The 16,178-nt window shown below is 63.1% G+C and carries 16 protein-coding genes; 11 read left to right on the forward strand and 5 right to left on the reverse strand.

Going from position 1 to position 16,178, the window contains the following annotated elements; translation table 11 throughout:
- Positions 1-2: 2 nt before the first annotated feature.
- Both VXL81_RS10665 and VXL81_RS10670 read right to left on the reverse strand, forming a co-directional pair.
- A complete protein-coding gene (locus VXL81_RS10665; protein ID WP_416554178.1) occupies positions 3-560 on the reverse strand; it encodes a hypothetical protein in 558 nt (185 codons plus the stop codon).
- Positions 561-563: 3 nt separating this feature from the next.
- On the reverse strand, positions 564-1,559 hold the full coding sequence (locus VXL81_RS10670; protein WP_340544224.1) for an aspartate carbamoyltransferase catalytic subunit: 996 nt from the start codon (positions 1,557-1,559) through the stop codon (positions 564-566).
- Between the two features lie 141 nt (positions 1,560-1,700).
- On the opposite strand from VXL81_RS10670, the gene VXL81_RS10675 reads away from it, so the two are divergent.
- From VXL81_RS10675 to VXL81_RS10690, 4 genes are all read left to right on the forward strand, one after another.
- Positions 1,701-2,462: a uracil-DNA glycosylase gene (locus tag VXL81_RS10675; RefSeq protein ID WP_416554180.1), complete on the forward strand. Its 762-nt coding sequence runs from the start codon at positions 1,701-1,703 to the stop codon at positions 2,460-2,462.
- 76 nt (positions 2,463-2,538) lie between these two features.
- On the forward strand, positions 2,539-3,081 hold the full coding sequence (moaB, locus tag VXL81_RS10680) for a molybdenum cofactor biosynthesis protein B (protein WP_416554182.1): 543 nt from the start codon (positions 2,539-2,541) through the stop codon (positions 3,079-3,081).
- Between the two features lie 133 nt (positions 3,082-3,214).
- A complete protein-coding gene (locus tag VXL81_RS10685; RefSeq protein WP_416554184.1) occupies positions 3,215-4,690 on the forward strand; it encodes an efflux RND transporter periplasmic adaptor subunit in 1,476 nt (491 codons plus the stop codon).
- 5 nt (positions 4,691-4,695) lie between these two features.
- Entirely contained in the window at positions 4,696-8,088 is a 3,393-nt protein-coding gene (locus VXL81_RS10690) for an efflux RND transporter permease subunit (RefSeq protein ID WP_416543387.1), read from the forward strand.
- A gap of 64 nt (positions 8,089-8,152) precedes the next feature.
- On the opposite strand, the gene VXL81_RS10695 is transcribed toward VXL81_RS10690, so the two are convergent.
- Both VXL81_RS10695 and VXL81_RS10700 read right to left on the reverse strand, forming a co-directional pair.
- A complete protein-coding gene (locus tag VXL81_RS10695; RefSeq protein ID WP_340544230.1) occupies positions 8,153-8,641 on the reverse strand; it encodes an NUDIX hydrolase in 489 nt (162 codons plus the stop codon).
- 31 nt (positions 8,642-8,672) lie between these two features.
- Positions 8,673-9,542: a protein-disulfide reductase DsbD domain-containing protein gene (locus VXL81_RS10700; protein WP_340544231.1), complete on the reverse strand. Its 870-nt coding sequence runs from the start codon at positions 9,540-9,542 to the stop codon at positions 8,673-8,675.
- A 185-nt stretch (positions 9,543-9,727) separates the two neighbouring features.
- On the opposite strand from VXL81_RS10700, the gene VXL81_RS10705 reads away from it, so the two are divergent.
- Positions 9,728-10,285: a YqgE/AlgH family protein gene (locus VXL81_RS10705; protein ID WP_340544233.1), complete on the forward strand. Its 558-nt coding sequence runs from the start codon at positions 9,728-9,730 to the stop codon at positions 10,283-10,285.
- 30 nt (positions 10,286-10,315) lie between these two features.
- Here VXL81_RS10705 and VXL81_RS10710 read toward each other — a convergent pair whose 3' ends face one another.
- Complete coding sequence (locus VXL81_RS10710; protein WP_416554186.1) at positions 10,316-11,263, reverse strand: L-threonylcarbamoyladenylate synthase; 948 nt, start codon at positions 11,261-11,263, stop codon at positions 10,316-10,318.
- Positions 11,264-11,393: 130 nt separating this feature from the next.
- Between VXL81_RS10710 and VXL81_RS10715 the strand changes: the two genes are divergently transcribed.
- The 6 genes from VXL81_RS10715 (at position 11,394) to VXL81_RS10740 (ending at position 16,106) form a co-directional block, all read left to right on the forward strand.
- Positions 11,394-13,100, forward strand: coding sequence for an acyl-CoA dehydrogenase (locus VXL81_RS10715; RefSeq protein WP_416554188.1), 1,707 nt, complete (start codon positions 11,394-11,396; stop codon positions 13,098-13,100).
- The gene (locus VXL81_RS10720; protein WP_416554191.1) at positions 13,097-14,134 is read left to right on the forward strand and encodes an MBL fold metallo-hydrolase; all 1,038 of its coding nucleotides are present in this window, start codon (positions 13,097-13,099) and stop codon (positions 14,132-14,134) included. Before VXL81_RS10715 ends, VXL81_RS10720 begins: the two co-directional genes overlap by 4 nt.
- A gap of 24 nt (positions 14,135-14,158) precedes the next feature.
- Positions 14,159-14,623 (forward strand): DUF6173 family protein, encoded by a 465-nt coding sequence (locus tag VXL81_RS10725; protein ID WP_340544237.1) that lies wholly within the window; start codon positions 14,159-14,161, stop codon positions 14,621-14,623.
- 103 nt (positions 14,624-14,726) lie between these two features.
- Positions 14,727-15,194, forward strand: a complete 468-nt coding sequence (locus VXL81_RS10730) for a hypothetical protein (protein ID WP_416554193.1) — start codon at positions 14,727-14,729, stop codon at positions 15,192-15,194.
- A 100-nt stretch (positions 15,195-15,294) separates the two neighbouring features.
- The gene (locus tag VXL81_RS10735; RefSeq protein WP_340544239.1) at positions 15,295-15,429 is read left to right on the forward strand and encodes an aa3-type cytochrome c oxidase subunit IV; all 135 of its coding nucleotides are present in this window, start codon (positions 15,295-15,297) and stop codon (positions 15,427-15,429) included.
- 8 nt (positions 15,430-15,437) lie between these two features.
- Entirely contained in the window at positions 15,438-16,106 is a 669-nt protein-coding gene (locus VXL81_RS10740) for a hypothetical protein (protein WP_416536420.1), read from the forward strand.
- Positions 16,107-16,178 lie beyond the last annotated feature (72 nt).

Here is a 16,178-nt window from a genome sequence, read left to right on the forward strand (position 1 = left end):
TGTCAGCTCGCCAGCAACAGCACGACGAGGAGGATCAGTGCCATCACGATGGCAAAGATGGTCGCGCCGATGCGTCGGGCGCGTGAGCGTGCCGCGCGCGGGGAGGGGCGTGGAGCCGAATAGGGTTTGGCGCTGTCAGGGGTTTCGTCGGGATTGCTCGGCAGGCTGGCCCAATCCGCACCAAGTTCGCTGTAATCGCCGATATGGCGGATCTGATGCGCCGGGATCAGGCGGGTTTCCTCGCCCCTAAATGCGCGCGACCGCAGCAGCAGCACATAGCCGTCGATTGCCATCAGCCTCTGGGCATCGGCTTCCAGCTGCTCGACGGGAATGCCGCAGCCGTCGCGCAGGTAACCGATCAGTCCCAGATCCTCCAGATCGCTTACTGGAAAGATTTCGACATGATCGAGGTCGACATACTCAATCCCCAGAACCTGTGCCAATGCGCCGGGCTCTCGCAGGAAACGGGCCTGTTCCGACCGCATGTCGAGATCAAAGACATGGATCATCCGCTGCTCGCCTGCGGGGATGGTCAGGGGCTGCGTTACCGGCTCGGTCATTGATCAGACCACGCCCGGTTGCGCCATGGCAGTCTGACGGCTGGCGCGCAGATTGCGGGCCAGAAGATCCATCACCGCCATGCGAACGGCCACACCCATTTCGACCTGCTCCTGAATGACCGAACGATTGATATCGTCCGCCAGCGTACCGTCGATTTCAACGCCCCGGTTCATCGGGCCGGGGTGCATCACGATGGCGTCGGGTTTGGCCAGCGCCAGCTTCTCGGCATCCAGCCCGTAGCGGTGGTAATACTCGCGTTCGGAGGGGATAAAGCCACCGTCCATCCGCTCCCTTTGCAGGCGCAGCATCATGACCACATCCACGTCTTTCAGCCCTTCGCGCATGTCGTCGTAGATTTCGGCACCGAACTCTGCGAAATGGTCGGGCACCAGGGTCGGCGGGCCGATCAGCCGGATGCGGTTTTCCATCTTGCCCAGAAGGATCAGATTGGAGCGGGCTACCCGGGAATGCGCGACGTCGCCACAGATCGCAATGTTCAGACGGTGCAGGCGCCCTTTTGCACGGCGGATGGTCAGCGCATCCAGCAGCGCCTGTGTAGGGTGCTCATGCCGCCCGTCGCCCGCGTTGAGCACGGCGCAGTTCACCTTTTGCGCCAGAAGATCCACGGCACCTGAGTGCGGGTGGCGCACAACCAGCAGATCGGGGTGCATCGCGTTCAGTGTCATCGCGGTGTCGATCAGGGTCTCGCCCTTTTTGATCGAGCTGGCCTGCATCGCCATGTTCATGACATCTGCCCCCAGCCGTTTGCCTGCGATTTCAAAACTGGCCTGAGTGCGGGTGGAGTTCTCAAAGAACATGTTGACCTGGGTCAGCCCGGACAGCGCATCGGCGTGTTTGTCAGGGCGTCGGTTCAGCTCGGCATAGCTGTCGGCCAGATCCAGGATGGCGGTTATTTCATGCGGCTTCAGCGGCTCAATACCCAGAAGATGCCGTTGGTTGAAGGACATCGGATCAATCGACGTGGGGGCATTGGGCATGGGCTGGCTCCGTGCTGTTTGGCGCTCTTATAGCAGGGCTGTGGCGTCCGGCAAGACAGCCGGGGCGTGTTCTGGGCCGGGGTGAAGGCTGCGGTGAAGTCAGGTGTTTTGCTTGGCTCCCGAGCAGAGTAGCTTGGGGCCATGGAATCGGCATTGGATTATCACAGCGCGCGGGCGCTCTTGGCGTGGCAGATTGAACTGGGGGCGACCGATGCAATCGGCGATGCGCCGGTTAATCGCTATGAGCTGCAGGCGCGGCTGCCCAAGGCGGCTGCGACGACTGCGGATGCCGCGCCGATCAAACCTCTCGAAATCGACCCGGTTGAGGTGGCGCGACAGATGGCAGGGGCCGCTGGTTCGCTGGCGGCGCTGCGCGATGCGCTGGATCAGTTTGAACATTGCGAGCTGAAAAAGGGCGCGCGTAACCTGGTGTTTGCTGATGGCCACCCCGGTGCCCGCGTGATGGTGGTTGGCGAAGCCCCCGGTCGGGATGAGGATATGGCCGGAAAGCCTTTTGTGGGCCGCGCCGGGCAGCTGCTGGACCGGATGCTGGCAGCCATTGGCCTGTCGCGTGAGGACAGCGTTTATATTGCCAATGTGTTACCGTGGCGACCGCCGCAGAACCGGGATCCGCTGCCTGCGGAAATCGCCATGATGACTCCGTTTTTGGAGCGCCACATTGCCCTTGTGCAGCCGGATATCCTGATTGCCATGGGCAATATCAGCTGTGATGCCCTGCTCGGAAAACGCGGTATCACCCGGATGCGTGGCACTTGGCATGAGGCGCAGGGCAAACCGGTGATGCCGATGTTTCACCCGGCCTATCTGCTGCGTCAGCCGGTGCAGAAACGCGCCGCCTGGGCGGACCTGCTTGAGGTGAAGACGCGGCTGACCGCCGGGTGATACGCAACCACTAACGGGGCGGGCCGGAAACGGGCGCTACCCAAGGCAGCTGATATTTCAGATGGGGGCCGGAAACATGGCACAACTCGACGACAGCAAGAATTTTATTCCCGTTCGCATTGCAGTGCTGACGGTCTCGGACAGCCGGTCGCTGGCAGAGGATCGTTCCGGTCAGGTTCTTGTGGATCGGCTGGAGGCGGCGGGGCATGTGCTGGCCGATCGCAAGATCCTGCCGGACGAGCGGGCCGAGATCGCAGGCCAGCTGCGTGACTGGATCGCCGACCCAGAGGTCGATCTGGTGATATCGACCGGCGGCACCGGGCTGACCGGCCGCGATGTCACGGTCGAGGCACACCGGGATGTCTATGAAAAGGAAATCGATGCCTTTGGCACGGTTTTCACCATCATATCCATGCAGAAGATCGGCACATCAGCGGTGCAATCAAGGGCCACTGGCGGCGTCGCTGGCGGCACCTATCTCTTTGCGCTGCCCGGAAGCCCGGGCGCCTGCAAGGATGCCTGGGATGAAATTCTGGTGAAGCAGCTGGATTACCGGCATCGTCCCTGCAATTTTGTGGAAATCATGCCGCGGCTTGACGAACATTTGCGTCGCAAGTGAGACGGAATTGATCCGTGACTGCGTGTAACCTCGTATTGTTTGTACAAACTGGTATTCTTGCGGCTTAAGGTGTTCATTTTGAACGCTGCGGTGGTGGTGTGGCCGGTTCGTTTAGCCGATTGAAGGATAAAGAATGCGCTTTTTGCGGCAAACGGTGATTGGGGTCTTTCTTGCGGCGCTGACAGCGGCGCTGCTGCTTCTGGCGGTGCAGATGGTGGTGTCTGCCATTCAGACCCGTATGGCGGACGAACGTGGCGCGCCGCCGGATCGTGAACGGGTGTTTGCGGTGAATGTCGAGCGGGCTGAGCTGGGTACGGTGCAGCCGCGGCTGACCGCCTTTGGCCGGATCGAGAGCCGCCGCAGGCTGGAGCTGCGTACGGCGGCTGCCGGTCGGGTGGTCAAGCTGGCGCCGGGTTTCGAGGATGGCGGTGACGTGAAGGCCGGGGCGCTTCTGGTGCAGATCGACCCGGCAGATGCGCAGGCCGCCCTGCGACGCGCAGAGGCGGACATGCTGGACGCAGAGGCCGAGACCCGAGAGGCCCGGCGCGGGCTGGCGCTGGCGCAGGACGAACTGGCCGCTGCCGAGGATCAGGCAGAGCTGCGCACGCGCGCGCTGGAGCGGCAGCGCAACCTGGAAACGCGGGGCGTCGGATCGGCGGCAACGGTTGAGGTGGTGGAACTGGCGGCGGCACAGGCCCGGCAGGCGGTGATTTCTCGCAGGCAGGCGGTGTCGCTGGCCGAGGCCCGCATTGATCAAAGCGTCACGCGACTGGCGCGGGCCGAGATCGCACTTGAGGATGCCCGCCGCAATCTGGCCGACACCAGGATCACCGCCGCGTTTGACGGGACGCTGCAATCGGTGAACCTGGTGGAAGGGCGGTTGGTTTCGGCCAATGAAAAGCTGGCCGATCTGGTGGATCCGGCGCAGCTGGATGTGGCGTTCCGGGTGTCGACGGTTCAATACGCCCGTCTGCTGGATGCCGATGGGCAGCTGCTTGCGGCCCCGGTTGAGGTCACGCTGGATGCCACCGGCGCCGCATTGAAGGCAACGGGTGTTGCGGTGCGGGTCAGCGGTGATGCAGGCGAAGGGCTGGCAGGGCGGTTGATCTACGCGCGGCTTGATCCGGCACTTGGCTTCAAGCCCGGCGATTTTGTCACCGTTCACGTGCAGGAACCGGAGCTGGCAGAGGTGGCGCGGCTGCCGGCCTCGGCGCTGGGGGCGGATGGGACGGTTCTGGTGCTGGGGGAGGACGACCGCCTTGAGGCGCTTCCTGTAACGCTGGTGCGTCGCCAGGGTGATGACGTGCTGCTGCGCGGCGCAGGTCTGGAAGGCCGCGACGTCGTCACCGGGCGCACGCCGCTGCTGGGGGCGGGGATCAAGGTGCGCCCGCTCCGTCAGGGGGCGGAGGCCAGCGGCGCAGGGGATAGCGCCGCCGCGGAGGCGGATCTGGTTGAGCTGACCGAGGATCGTCGAGCCAAGCTCGTCGCCATGGTCGAAGGCAACAGCAGGATGCCGCAGGCGGTGAAGGCGCGGATGCTGGAACAGCTGGCTGCGGCCAAGGTGCCCGCTGGGCTGATCAACCGGATCGAAACGCGGATGGGAGGGTAGCGACGATGCTGCGCAATCTCCCCCGATCGGCTGGCGGTGTTCTGAGTTATTTCACTCGCCACCGGACCTTGTCGAACCTGCTGCTGGTCCTGCTCCTGGTGCTGGGTGCGGCGGCGATCCCCAATATGCGGGCGCAGTTCTTTCCCGATGTGATCGTGGACCAGGTGTCGGTGGGAATCGAATGGGAGGGGGCTGGCCCGGAAGATATCGACAGTGCGATCGTGCAGGCGCTGGAGCCGGCGCTGCTGGCGGTTGATGGGGTCGAAAGTTCAAGCGCGACGTCGCGCGAAGGCTGGGCCAGCATCTCCTTGGAATTCGAACCCGGTTGGGACATGGCGCGGGCTGCCGATGACGTGCAAACCGCCGTCGATGGCGTCACCACCCTGCCGGAGGAGGCAGAGGAGCCCAGCGTGCTTCGCGGGGCCTGGCGTGACAGAGTCACGGATGTGGTGATCACAGGCCCGATCGCGCCGCGCCAGCTGGGGCTGTTTGCGGATGAGCTGATCGCGCGCCTGTTCGAGGTCGGGGTGACGCGAACCACGATCCGTGGCATCGCCGCACCGCAGACTATGGTCGAGGTGCCCTCGGCCAGTCTGATTGCCCACGATATCGCGATGACGGATATCGCCGCCGCAATCGCCGCAGAGGTTGATGCCAATCCCGCGGGCGATGTGAGTGGCGCAAATGCCCGGATCCGCACCGGCAGCGAAAAGCGCAGCCCGGAGGAATTGGCAGGCATCGTGCTGCGTACCAACCCCGATGGGTCCGCGCTGACCGTGGGAGATGTCGCCACAATCCGTGTGGAGGGTGTGGATCGCAATCGTTCTTATTTCGTCGGCGACGATCCGGCGATGTCGATCCGGGTGGACCGGTCGGATCAGGGCGATGCGATTAAGATTCAGCATCAGGTCGAAGGGGTGGTTGAGGCTTTGCAGGCCAGCCTGCCGGACGGTGTCAGCGCCAGTCTGATCCGAACCCGGGCCGAGGCGATCACCGGTCGTCTGGATATCCTGCTGGACAACGGGCTGATGGGTCTGGGTCTGGTGTTGGCATTGCTGTTCCTGTTTCTGAACGCACGCATTGCCTTCTGGGTCGCGGCAGGGATCCCGGCGGCGATGTTTGCCGCAGTGGCCTTCATGTATATGGCTGGTCTGACGATCAATATGATCAGCCTGTTTGGCCTGATCATCACGCTGGGCATTGTGGTGGATGATGCGATCGTGGTGGGTGAACATGCCGATTTCCGTGCGCGGCGTCTGGGCGAGCACCCGGTTGCGGCGGCAGAGAACGCCGCGCGCCGCATGGCCATGCCGGTTTTCGCGGCCACATTGACCACGGTGATCGCATTTTTCGGATTGGTGTCGATTGGCGGGCGGTTCGGCGAGCTGATCCGCGATATCCCCCTGACGGTGATTGCCGTACTTGCGGGGTCACTGATCGAGTGTTTCCTGATCCTGCCCAATCACCTGGCCCATGCCCTGGCCCATAGCGCCAAGGAACATTGGTATGATCTGCCGAGCCGGGTGGTCAATCGCGGGTTTCGCAGGCTGCGCGATGGCCTGTTCCGACCGCTGATGGCGCTGGTCGTACGCGGACGCTACGTAGTGCTCGCGGGGGCTTTGGTGATCCTGGCCAGTCAACTGGCGCTGTTCATCGGCGGCGATGTCAAATGGCGGTTCTTCAATGCGCCGGAGCGTGGCTCGGTCACCGGTAATTTCGCGATGGCCGAAGGTGCGACGCGGGCCGATACGCTGGCGATGATGCGCGAGATGCAGCGTGCGGTGGATGAGCTGGGTGCGGAGTATGAGGACCGCTATGGCCGCAACCCCATCGAATTTGTCATGGCTGAGATCGGCGGCAACGCCGGGCGCGGTCTGGCCGGTGTCGATGCCAAGGATAGTGATCTTTTGGGCGGGATTTCGATTGAGCTGATTGATGCGGATCTGCGGCCCTATTCCAGCTTTGCCTTTGTTGCGGAGATCCAGGAGAGGGTGCGCCGTCATCCGATGACGGAGACGCTGTCTTTCCGTGGTTGGCGGTCCGGCCCGGGTGGGGATGCGCTGAATGTGCAGTTCAGCGGTGCGGCGGTCGAGGTTCTGAAAGGCGCATCGGAGGATCTGAAAACGGCACTGCTGCGCTATCCTGAGGTCTCCGCTGTTGAGGACAATCTTGCCTATGACAAGGAAGAGCTGGTGCTGGAGCTGACGCCGCAGGGGCGCGCGCTGGCGTTCACGGTTGAGACGCTTGGCCGGGCGCTGCGTGCGCGGCTCAATGGGATCGAGGCGGCAACCTACCCGGAGGGCCCGCGTAGTGCCACGATCCGGGTGGAACTGCCGAAGGACGAGCTGACGGCCGATTTCCTGGAGCGCACGCTGATGCGTAGCCCGGCGGGTGTCTATCTGCCGCTTGCGGATATCGTCTCTGTCAGCCAGCGCACCGGTTTTTCGACAGTGCGGCGGGAAAACGGGGTACGCGTGATCAGTGTCACGGGCGATATCTCCGAGGACGATCCGGCCAGAGCTCAGGCCATAGCAACCGCGCTGGAAGAGGAAATCCTGCCGAGCATCGCCAGCGAACGGCAGGTCGATTGGCAGCTCGCCGGGTTGAGCGAACAGGAGAACGAGTTCCTGAATGACGCGCGAACCGGACTTATACTCTGCCTGACCGGTATCTATCTGGTGCTGTCGTGGATATTCGCCAGCTGGACGCGGCCCTTGGTGGTGATGGCGATTATTCCCTTTGGTCTGGTTGGCACGATCTGGGGCCACTACCTGTGGGACGTGCCGCTGTCGATGTTCACGGTGGTGGGGCTGTTGGGAATGACCGGCATCATTATCAACGATTCGATCGTGTTGGTGACCACGATCGATGAATATGCGCAGGAACGTGGCTTAATACCGTCGATCATTGACGGGGCCGCTGACCGGCTGCGGCCGGTGATGCTGACGACGCTGACAACGGTGCTGGGGCTGGCGCCCTTGATGTACGAGGGTTCGCAGCAGGCGCAGTTTCTGAAGCCGACCGTGATTACGCTGGTCTATGGTCTTGGTTTCGGGATGTTCCTGGTGCTGCTGGTGGTACCGGCCCTGATCGCGGTTCAGGCCGATGTGGCGCGCCCCTTTGCGGCGCTGCGGCGCGGGCTGACATCGCGGGCGGGCGAACTGCGCTGGCTGACGCTGGGGCTGGGAGCGGCGCAGCTGCTGTGGCTCGCGGTAACACTTGGCTATGCGATGGCGGTTGGGCTACTGCATCCGCTGCTGCGAACGTTTGTGCCGGTGCTGGCGGCGATGGATCCGGTGCGGGCAGCCACGCTGCTGTTCATCGTTGGTGCTGCGCTTCTGAGCCTGTTTGGCTACCTCTGCGCCCGCGCGGTGGGCGCACGCCGCGCCAGGGTCTGAGCGCGCAACAGTTCTGAGCGTCGACCCGGGCTTTATGGATGCAGTGTGAGCGGGAGTCCCAAGGCTAACCCGTCATCCGGCGGCGCTGTTGCTGGGCGAGGGCGGCGACCTCCGCCACCTGGTCAATCAGCATCCTGTCAGGAGACTGGTCGAAGCCAGTGGTCAGATCGGAGACCTGCACCCATTGTGCCTGCAGGGCGTCATCATTTGGGGCGGGCTGGCCTGAGACGTAGTCGCAGAGCACGGCGACGAGAAGATATTGCCGCTGCACCTCACCCGCGTCATCCCGCAGCATGACGTCGATATGGGTCAGCACTTCGCGGGGGCTGGCGATGACGCCGGTTTCTTCCAGCAGTTCGCGGGCGGCAGCCTGCATCGCGGTCTCGCCGAGTTCGACATGGCCGCCGGGAAAGCCCCACCAACCTGCATTTGGCGGCGATCTGCGCTGGATGAGGATCACCTGATCACCATCCTGTCGGGGATGGCAGACCACGGCCAAGGCCCCCAGGACCGGGCGGCGAGGGGCTTCGTCGGAGGCGGGATTGGCGGGCATGGCTGGATCCGGTCGGGCAGATGATCCCTTGTTAGTGCCGGGTGCAGCCCTGAATGTCTACCGCCCGGTTCTGCCCAAGTACGGTGATACGCATCTGCGAGCGATCCACAGCGAAGGGACCGCCATCGGCGGAGATGATTTCGGTTTTCGCCGTCAGCTTGTGGCCCTGTCGGCTGGTCGTCGTTTCGGTTGTGACCAGCGAGGGGACGCCGGGTTCGACAACCACGACCTCCTCACCGCCTGCGCTGGGCATGGTGATCCGGGCAACCAGCTCCATCCCATAGCGGCTGGGGGACAGCGCACAGGTCGCGGCCTGCACCCCTGCCTCCTTTGCGGACCAGGGACGGTCAGCCAGTGCTGCGACAATTGCCGGGTTGCGCGGGCTGTCCGGTTTCAGCGCCTGATCGAAACGCAGTTCCGAGGGTATGCAGACATCCTTGCAGATGCCGAGCTCCATGCGGCCCTTCAGCCGCAGCGGCTGCCCGGGTTTGGCCGGGGTGATCTCGACCGGAAGCACCAGCTGGTCATGATAGCCGATGGTGCGAAATCCTGAGGTGAGGAACACTTCGGGCGTGGGCCAGCGGATTGCGACGGCCCCGACATTGCGCGAGCCTTGCCAGCTGAAGCGGGGCGGAATGCCGGCATCGCCGGGCGCGCGCCAGTAGGTTTTCCAGCCTTCGGAAAGCGTCAGCCGCAACGCTCCCATATGGGTGCCGCGTCGCGTGGTGCCGCCGTCCAGCACCTCGATACGGACAATATCGGACATCTGCTCGGCGGGGGCCGTAGCAGGCAGGGCCAGAAACGACAGCGCCAGCGGTGCGCAGAGGCATTTCGCCAAGGTCTTGGCCGTCGTGGTGCGGGCCGTCAGGGGCGTCGCAAGCGCCGAGAGAAGGGAGAACATAACCATGCCCATTTACATGCGCATTCCAGCAAGAAAAGCCAAGTCACGTTCCGGTCAACGGCGTTGAGCATTGGCTAAGGCACGGGTTGGTCTTGAACCTCTGCCTGCGGGTGGCCATTGTGACAGGGCAGGCAGGTTGCCCGGTCACGGGTGGCGGCGATTTGAAAAAAGGACGACAGATTCATATGGATCTTACCGGCGAACTGCTGATTGCGATGCCCGGCATCGGTGACCCGAGGTTCGAGCATTCGCTGATCTTGCTATGCTCGCATGAGGACGATGGTGCGATGGGCTTGATCGTGAATAAACCGGCCACCGGCGTTGATTTGTCCAACCTGTTGGAACAGCTGGATATTACTCCGCGCAGTGCAGAAGAGGCCGCGCTACCGGTGCGGTTTGGCGGGCCGGTCGAGACGCAGCGCGGCTTTGTCCTGCATTCACCGGAGTACAAATCCAACGTCAGTTCGCTGCGGGTTTCCGAGGCGTTTTCGATGACCGCGACCGTTGACGTGCTCGAAGATATCGCGATGGGGCGGGGACCTGAGCAGGTGATGGTCATGCTTGGCTACGCCGGCTGGGGGCCGGGGCAGCTTGAGGCCGAGATTGCCAATAATGGCTGGCTGACCGCAACAGCAACGCCGGAGGTGGTGTTCGAGCTGGACGATTTCGCCAAATGGGAGGCGGCGCTGCGCTCCCTCGGCGTCGATCCGCTGACTCTGTCCACCAGCGCCGGTCACGCGTGACCGGCGGCTTACGATGCCCTGAGCAGGCTGCTAGCGTGGCGCGGCGGCGCGGCGCAGCCGGTCGTTGATGGCGACACCCAGCCCGATTTCCGGGATTGGGGCGACAGCGATAGGGCGGGCCTTGGCGTCAAGCTGGTGAAGATGTCCAAACAGCTGCGCCGCAGCCTCGCGCAGATCGCCGCTGGCCGAGAGGTTGAGATCACAGTCCATTTTGCCAAATCCGAGATAGAGCTCGCCCTCTGCTGGGTTTGTGACGTTCAGCCTGACGCTGGCGCGCGGGGCGTAGTGCGACAGCAGCTGCCCCGGAGCGGTCAGTGGATCGCCGACATCGCGCTGCTGCAGCGGGTGTCCCAGAACGGCCTCGATTTCCTCGGCGGCCAGCCCGCCGGGACGCAGCAGCAATGGCGTGCCGGTTGCAAGGCCGACAATGGTGGATTCCACGCCGACGCCGCAGGGACCGTCATCGACCACGGCCGCGATGCGGCCGTCCAGTCCGGCGATGACATGGGCGGCGGTTGTCGGGCTGATCCGGCCCGATGGGTTTGCGGAGGGGGCCGCCACCGGGCCATCCAGAACCGACAAAAGCGCCCGGGCCGCAGGATGGGCCGGGATACGGATGCCGAGGGTGGTCAGCCCGGCAGTGACCAGAGGCGAGATACCGTGGTCCTCACGTAGCGGCAGGACCAGCGTCAGCGGGCCCGGCCAGAAGGCCTCGGCGAGTTTGCTGGCGGTGTCGGACCAGACCACATAGCGCTGGGCGGTCTCCACCGCGTGGACGTGGGCAATCAGCGGGTTGAAACTGGGGCGGCCCTTGGCGGCATAGAGGGCCTCAACCGCGTCGGTCTGGCGCGCATCAGCCCCGAGCCCGTAGACGGTTTCGGTTGGAAATGCGACCAGCCGGCCCTCTTTCAACAGGTCCGCAGCTGTGCTGATCTCCTGTGGTTGCGCGGTCAGGAGGCGGGTTGTGGGACTGGACATGGCTGGTGACGCGGCGTTTTGGTTGCTTGATTAAAGGGCCCGGTTAGGTAATCGGACAAGACATTCAACATAAAGGTTTGGGGCAATGATGCCAAGGCTGCCCCAACCAGCTCTCTGAAAGAGGCCAGACATGACCTTCCGTGCCCCGGTTCCCGAGTATCAGTTTCTTCTCGAACATATCATCGGTTTTCATGAAATCGCCGCTACCGAGCGCTTTGGCGAGGCCAGCGATGATGTGGTTGCGGCGATCCTGACCGAGGCGGGGAAGTTCTGCGATGAAGTTATGGCCCCCTTGAATCGTGGCGGCGATCTGCAACCGGCGCGTCTGGAGAACGGGGTGCTGCGCAGCTCTCCCGGTTATGCCGAAGGCTGGCAGGCGATTTCCGAAGGCGGCTGGATTGGGATGAGCGCGGCAGAGGAATTTGGCGGCATGGGGCTGCCGACGACCCTGACCACCGCGGTCAATGAGATGATGTCGGGCGCCTGCCTGTCGCTGCAACTGGCCCCGCTGATGAGCCAGGGTCAGATCGAGGCGTTGGAACATCACGCCAGCGATGAGCTGAAGTCGCTCTACCTGCCCAAGCTGATTTCGGGGGAATGGTCGGGCACCATGAACCTGACCGAGCCGCAGGCCGGATCGGATGTGGGGGCGCTTAGCTCCAAGGCAGAGCCTCTGGACGACGGCACCTATGCGATCAGCGGTCAGAAGATCTATATCTCCTGGGGCGACAATGATTTTGCGGGCAATATCTGCCATCTGGTTCTGGCCCGCCTGCCTGATGCGGCACCCGGAACCAAGGGGATTTCGCTGTTCCTCGTCCCCAAGTACCTGCCGGACGCCGAGGGTAACCCCGGCAAGGCCAACACGCTGAAGGTGGTGAGCCTTGAGCATAAGATGGGCCTGCACGGTTCGCCGACCTGCGTCATGCAATATGACGGCGCAATCGGCTGGACGGTCGGCAAACCGGGGGGCGGTCTGGCAGCAATGTTCACCATGATGAACAATGCCCGGCTGGGCGTTGGTGGTCAGGGCGTCGGTGTTGCTGGTGCGGCCTATCAAAAGGCGCTGGCCTACGCGCTGGAGCGCAAGCAGGGCAAATCCGCCTCCGGCACCATCGTGGACCATGCGGATGTGCGCCGGATGCTGATGGAAATGAAGGCCGATCTCTTTGCAGCGCGCGCGATCCTGCTGGCCTGTTCGCAGGCCATCGACATGCAGACCGCAACCGGCGCACAGGAGTGGGCCGCGCGGGCCGCGTTTCTGACGCCAATCGCCAAGACCTTTGGCACGGAAACCGGGATGCGTGTTTCGGAAACCGGTGTGCAGGTGCATGGCGGTATGGGGTTCATTGAGGAAACCGGTGCAGCGCAGTTTTATCGCGATGTGCGGGTGACGGCGATCTACGAAGGCACCAACGGCATTCAGGCGATGGATCTGGTTGGGCGCAAGATGATGGACGGCGGCGACATGGCCAACCGTCTGATCGACGAGATCGAGGAGCAGGCCGAGCGCGCCCGAACCACTCATCCGAATATGGCCGAGGCCGTCTGGCAGGCCTGTGAATCCCTGCGCGAAGCGACCGAGTGGTTGACCGCACAGAGCGACATGGATGAGCGTTTCGCAGGAGCGGTTCCCTATCTGCATGCTTTTGCGCGGGTTCTTGGCGGGCATTACCACCTGGCGGCTGCGATGGCCGACATCGGTGGCCCGCGCGAAAAGCTGGCGCGGTTCTATATCAACCGGATGTTGCCGGAACACGCCGCGCTCTTGGCTCATGCGCAGGCGGGTGCGGACGGCGCGCGCGCTCTGACGCTGGATGAATTGGCTGACGGATGACCAGCCCGCGACCCGACGGTCCATGGAACACGCCGCCTGCCGAGGGTGAGGCGATCGAGGTGGCGGAAGGCGTCCTCTGGATGCGGCTGCCGCTGCCGATGAAGTTGGATCATGTGAACGTCTATGCGCTGGATGATGGCGATGGCTGGACCATCGTCGATACCGGCATGTCCTCAAACAAGACCCGCCGCATCTGGGAGCGGCTGATGGCGGGGCCGCTGGAGGGCAAGCCGATCCGGCGCGTGGTGGTCACGCATCATCACCCCGATCACATCGGCAATGCCGGCTGGTTCCAGTCTGAGCATGGGGCTGAGCTGGTGACCACGCGAACGGCCTGGCTGTTTGCTCGAATGCTGACGCTGGACGTGCAGGAAAGCTGGCCTGAGGAAACGCTGGCGTTTTACCGCAGCTCGGGCATGGATCCCGCGATCTATGACGCACGGCTGGCGGAGCGGCCGTTCAATTTCGCCGATACGGTCTATCCGATGCCGCTGGGCTTTACCCGGATCAAACAGGGCGACGTGTTTCGCATGGGCGGGCGCAACTGGGACGTCCACATGGGTAATGGTCACTCGCCAGAGCACGCAACCTTCTGGAGCCGCGATGACAATCTGGTGATCACCGGCGACCAGATCCTGTCCTCGATCAGTCCCAATATTGGCGTCTATGCGACCGAGCCGATGGCGGATCCCGTGGCTGAATGGCTGGAGGCCTGTGAACGTCTGGCACCGCTAACACGGGGTGATCAGCTGGCTTTGGGCGGGCATAAGTTGCCATTTCGCGGTCTGCCGCATCGGATGGCGCAGTTGATCGACAACCATCACGGGGCGCTGGCGCGGCTTCTTGAGCATCTCGACGAACCGCGCAGCGCGGCCGAATGTTTTGCGCCGCTGTTCAAACGCAAGATCGGCTCCGGGGAATATGGCCTTGCTTTGGTCGAGACGGTGGCCCATTTAAATCATCTGTACCATCTGGGTCAGGTTGACCGCAGCCGTCGTGCGGACGGGGCTTGGCTTTACCAGCGCAAGGGGTGATCGACCCCTGGAAAGGGAGAGATCATGACCGATGAGATCGCAACCAGCGCCGAGGCGGCAGAGGCGGCCGTTCTGCCCTGCGTTCACGAGGTCCACGCGGATCCCGACGCCTGCACCGGTATCGAAAAAGTGCAGATGCCGTTGCAAAAATCCGTTGCCGAGAAAAGCGCCGCACGCTGGGCCTATGAACGGTTGATCCTTTATATCAAGAACTTCGAGGAGCAGCTGGATAGCGAGCATGAGGTCGCGATGGGGTTTGCCGGCGGCGATGCCGGTGTGATGCGGATCGAGGGTATGGGCTACTTCGACCCCGATATCATCACCTATTACGGCAGCGATTCCAGCGGCGCGCGCACGCAGCTGGTCCAACACGTCAGCCAGCTCAACGTGATGTTGCGGGCCTTGCCGAAGCGGAATGAGGCGGCACCTGCCAACCGGATCGGTTTTCGTTTGGTGTCCGACCTTGAGAGTGATCCGGCTGAGACCTGACGTTCGGGCAGCCTGTTGCGCTGGGGGTGTTGCCACACTTCTGTTCGGCGCGCTCAGCAGCGTTGCGGCCGCCGAAGACGCGGTTGCGGCGGGCTATTGGGCAATGTTGGAGCGTGCAGCTCATCGCGGCCTCATGCAGGAAGTCGCGGCAGCAGGTGGCAGGCCAGCGCCCTTTGCCACCGATGGCTGTAGCGGTGGGTTGTCTGCGATCTGGCGCCAGTTCAGTGGCAGGGAAGAGACAGCCGACGGTCCGCCGTTTGAGGCCTGTTGCGTGGCTCATGACCTGCTCTATCACGATGCCGACGGGATCGGATCATCTGGCCGAATCCTTGATGGTCGCGACGAAGATCTGGCCACCGCCAGCCAGCAGGCAAGACTGGCCGCGGATCAGGCTCTGCGCCGCTGTGTAGAGACGCAACTCAGCAGCCGGGAGTCCCCAACAGCGGCCATCGCCGCACCGGTCGCAACCGCCATATATGCTGCGGTGCGATTCGGTGGCGCGCCTTGCAGCGGGCTGAGCTGGCGCTGGGGCTACGGCTATGGTCACTGCCAAGCGGTGTTTGGCCAGTGAATTGCCCGGTGATTTGCCCTGGCTGCGCCCGATTGACGTGGTGACAGGGTCTGTGAAATCCAGTATTCAGCGGAAAACAGACGCGAATAGGAATGGACACATGGCTGACCATAAGCACGGTTCGATGGATATCACCGTTCAGGAAAAGACCTACAACGGCTTCATCAAGTTCACGACACGGTTCTGCATCGCAGCGCTGCTCTTTGCAGTGTTCCTCGCGATTTTTGCAACCTGATCACCCTCGTGAATGGTTCTGATCTGAGCGGGCGTTGTGGCGCCCGGCACCTTGCGAGCGGGCTAAGGCTTGCGCTTGTGTGCGCCGGTGTGGCGCTGCTGTCGGCCTGTGCCGCCCAGCAGCAGCCCAACGCGGATGACGCCACGCTGGAACGGGTTGCCTATCGGCATAATGGTCCGCCTGCGCTGACGCTTTATACGATGATCAACAATCGTACCGGGCAGGGCGCGCATACCTCGCTGATGATCAATGCCTCGGAACGGGTGATCTTTGATCCTGCCGGGTCATTCTATGCCGATGTGGTGCCGGAGCGGGATGATGTGCTCTTTGGCATCACGCCGGGGGTGGAGAAAGCCTATCGCGGATCACATGCGCGCAGCACCCATCATGTGGTGGTGCAGCGGATCGAAGTGACGCCCGAGCAGGCGCAGCGCGCCTATCAGCTGGTACGGGCAAACGGTCGGGTTCCGGGCGCGTTCTGTGCCAATGCCACAGCCTCGATCCTGAAGCAGGTACCTGGGTTTGAGACGCTGGATGTGACTTTCTACCCTGGCAATCTCTCGGAACAATTTGGCGCCCTGCCGGGGGTGACGACTGAACGCTACCGTGAAAACGACAGCGCAGACTTGCAAGAGGGGCTGGCAAAGAACAATGCGGCGTTGAACGCAGGCGGGTGATGCTGCCACGTTCAGGCACAGCTATAGATGGGAAAAGCCGCAGCATCGTCTGCGGCTTTTGTCTGTTTGTCG

The organism is Phaeobacter sp. JH204B, from assembly GCF_048055755.1.
GTDB classification, from domain to species: domain Bacteria; phylum Pseudomonadota; class Alphaproteobacteria; order Rhodobacterales; family Rhodobacteraceae; genus Phaeobacter; species Phaeobacter bryozoorum.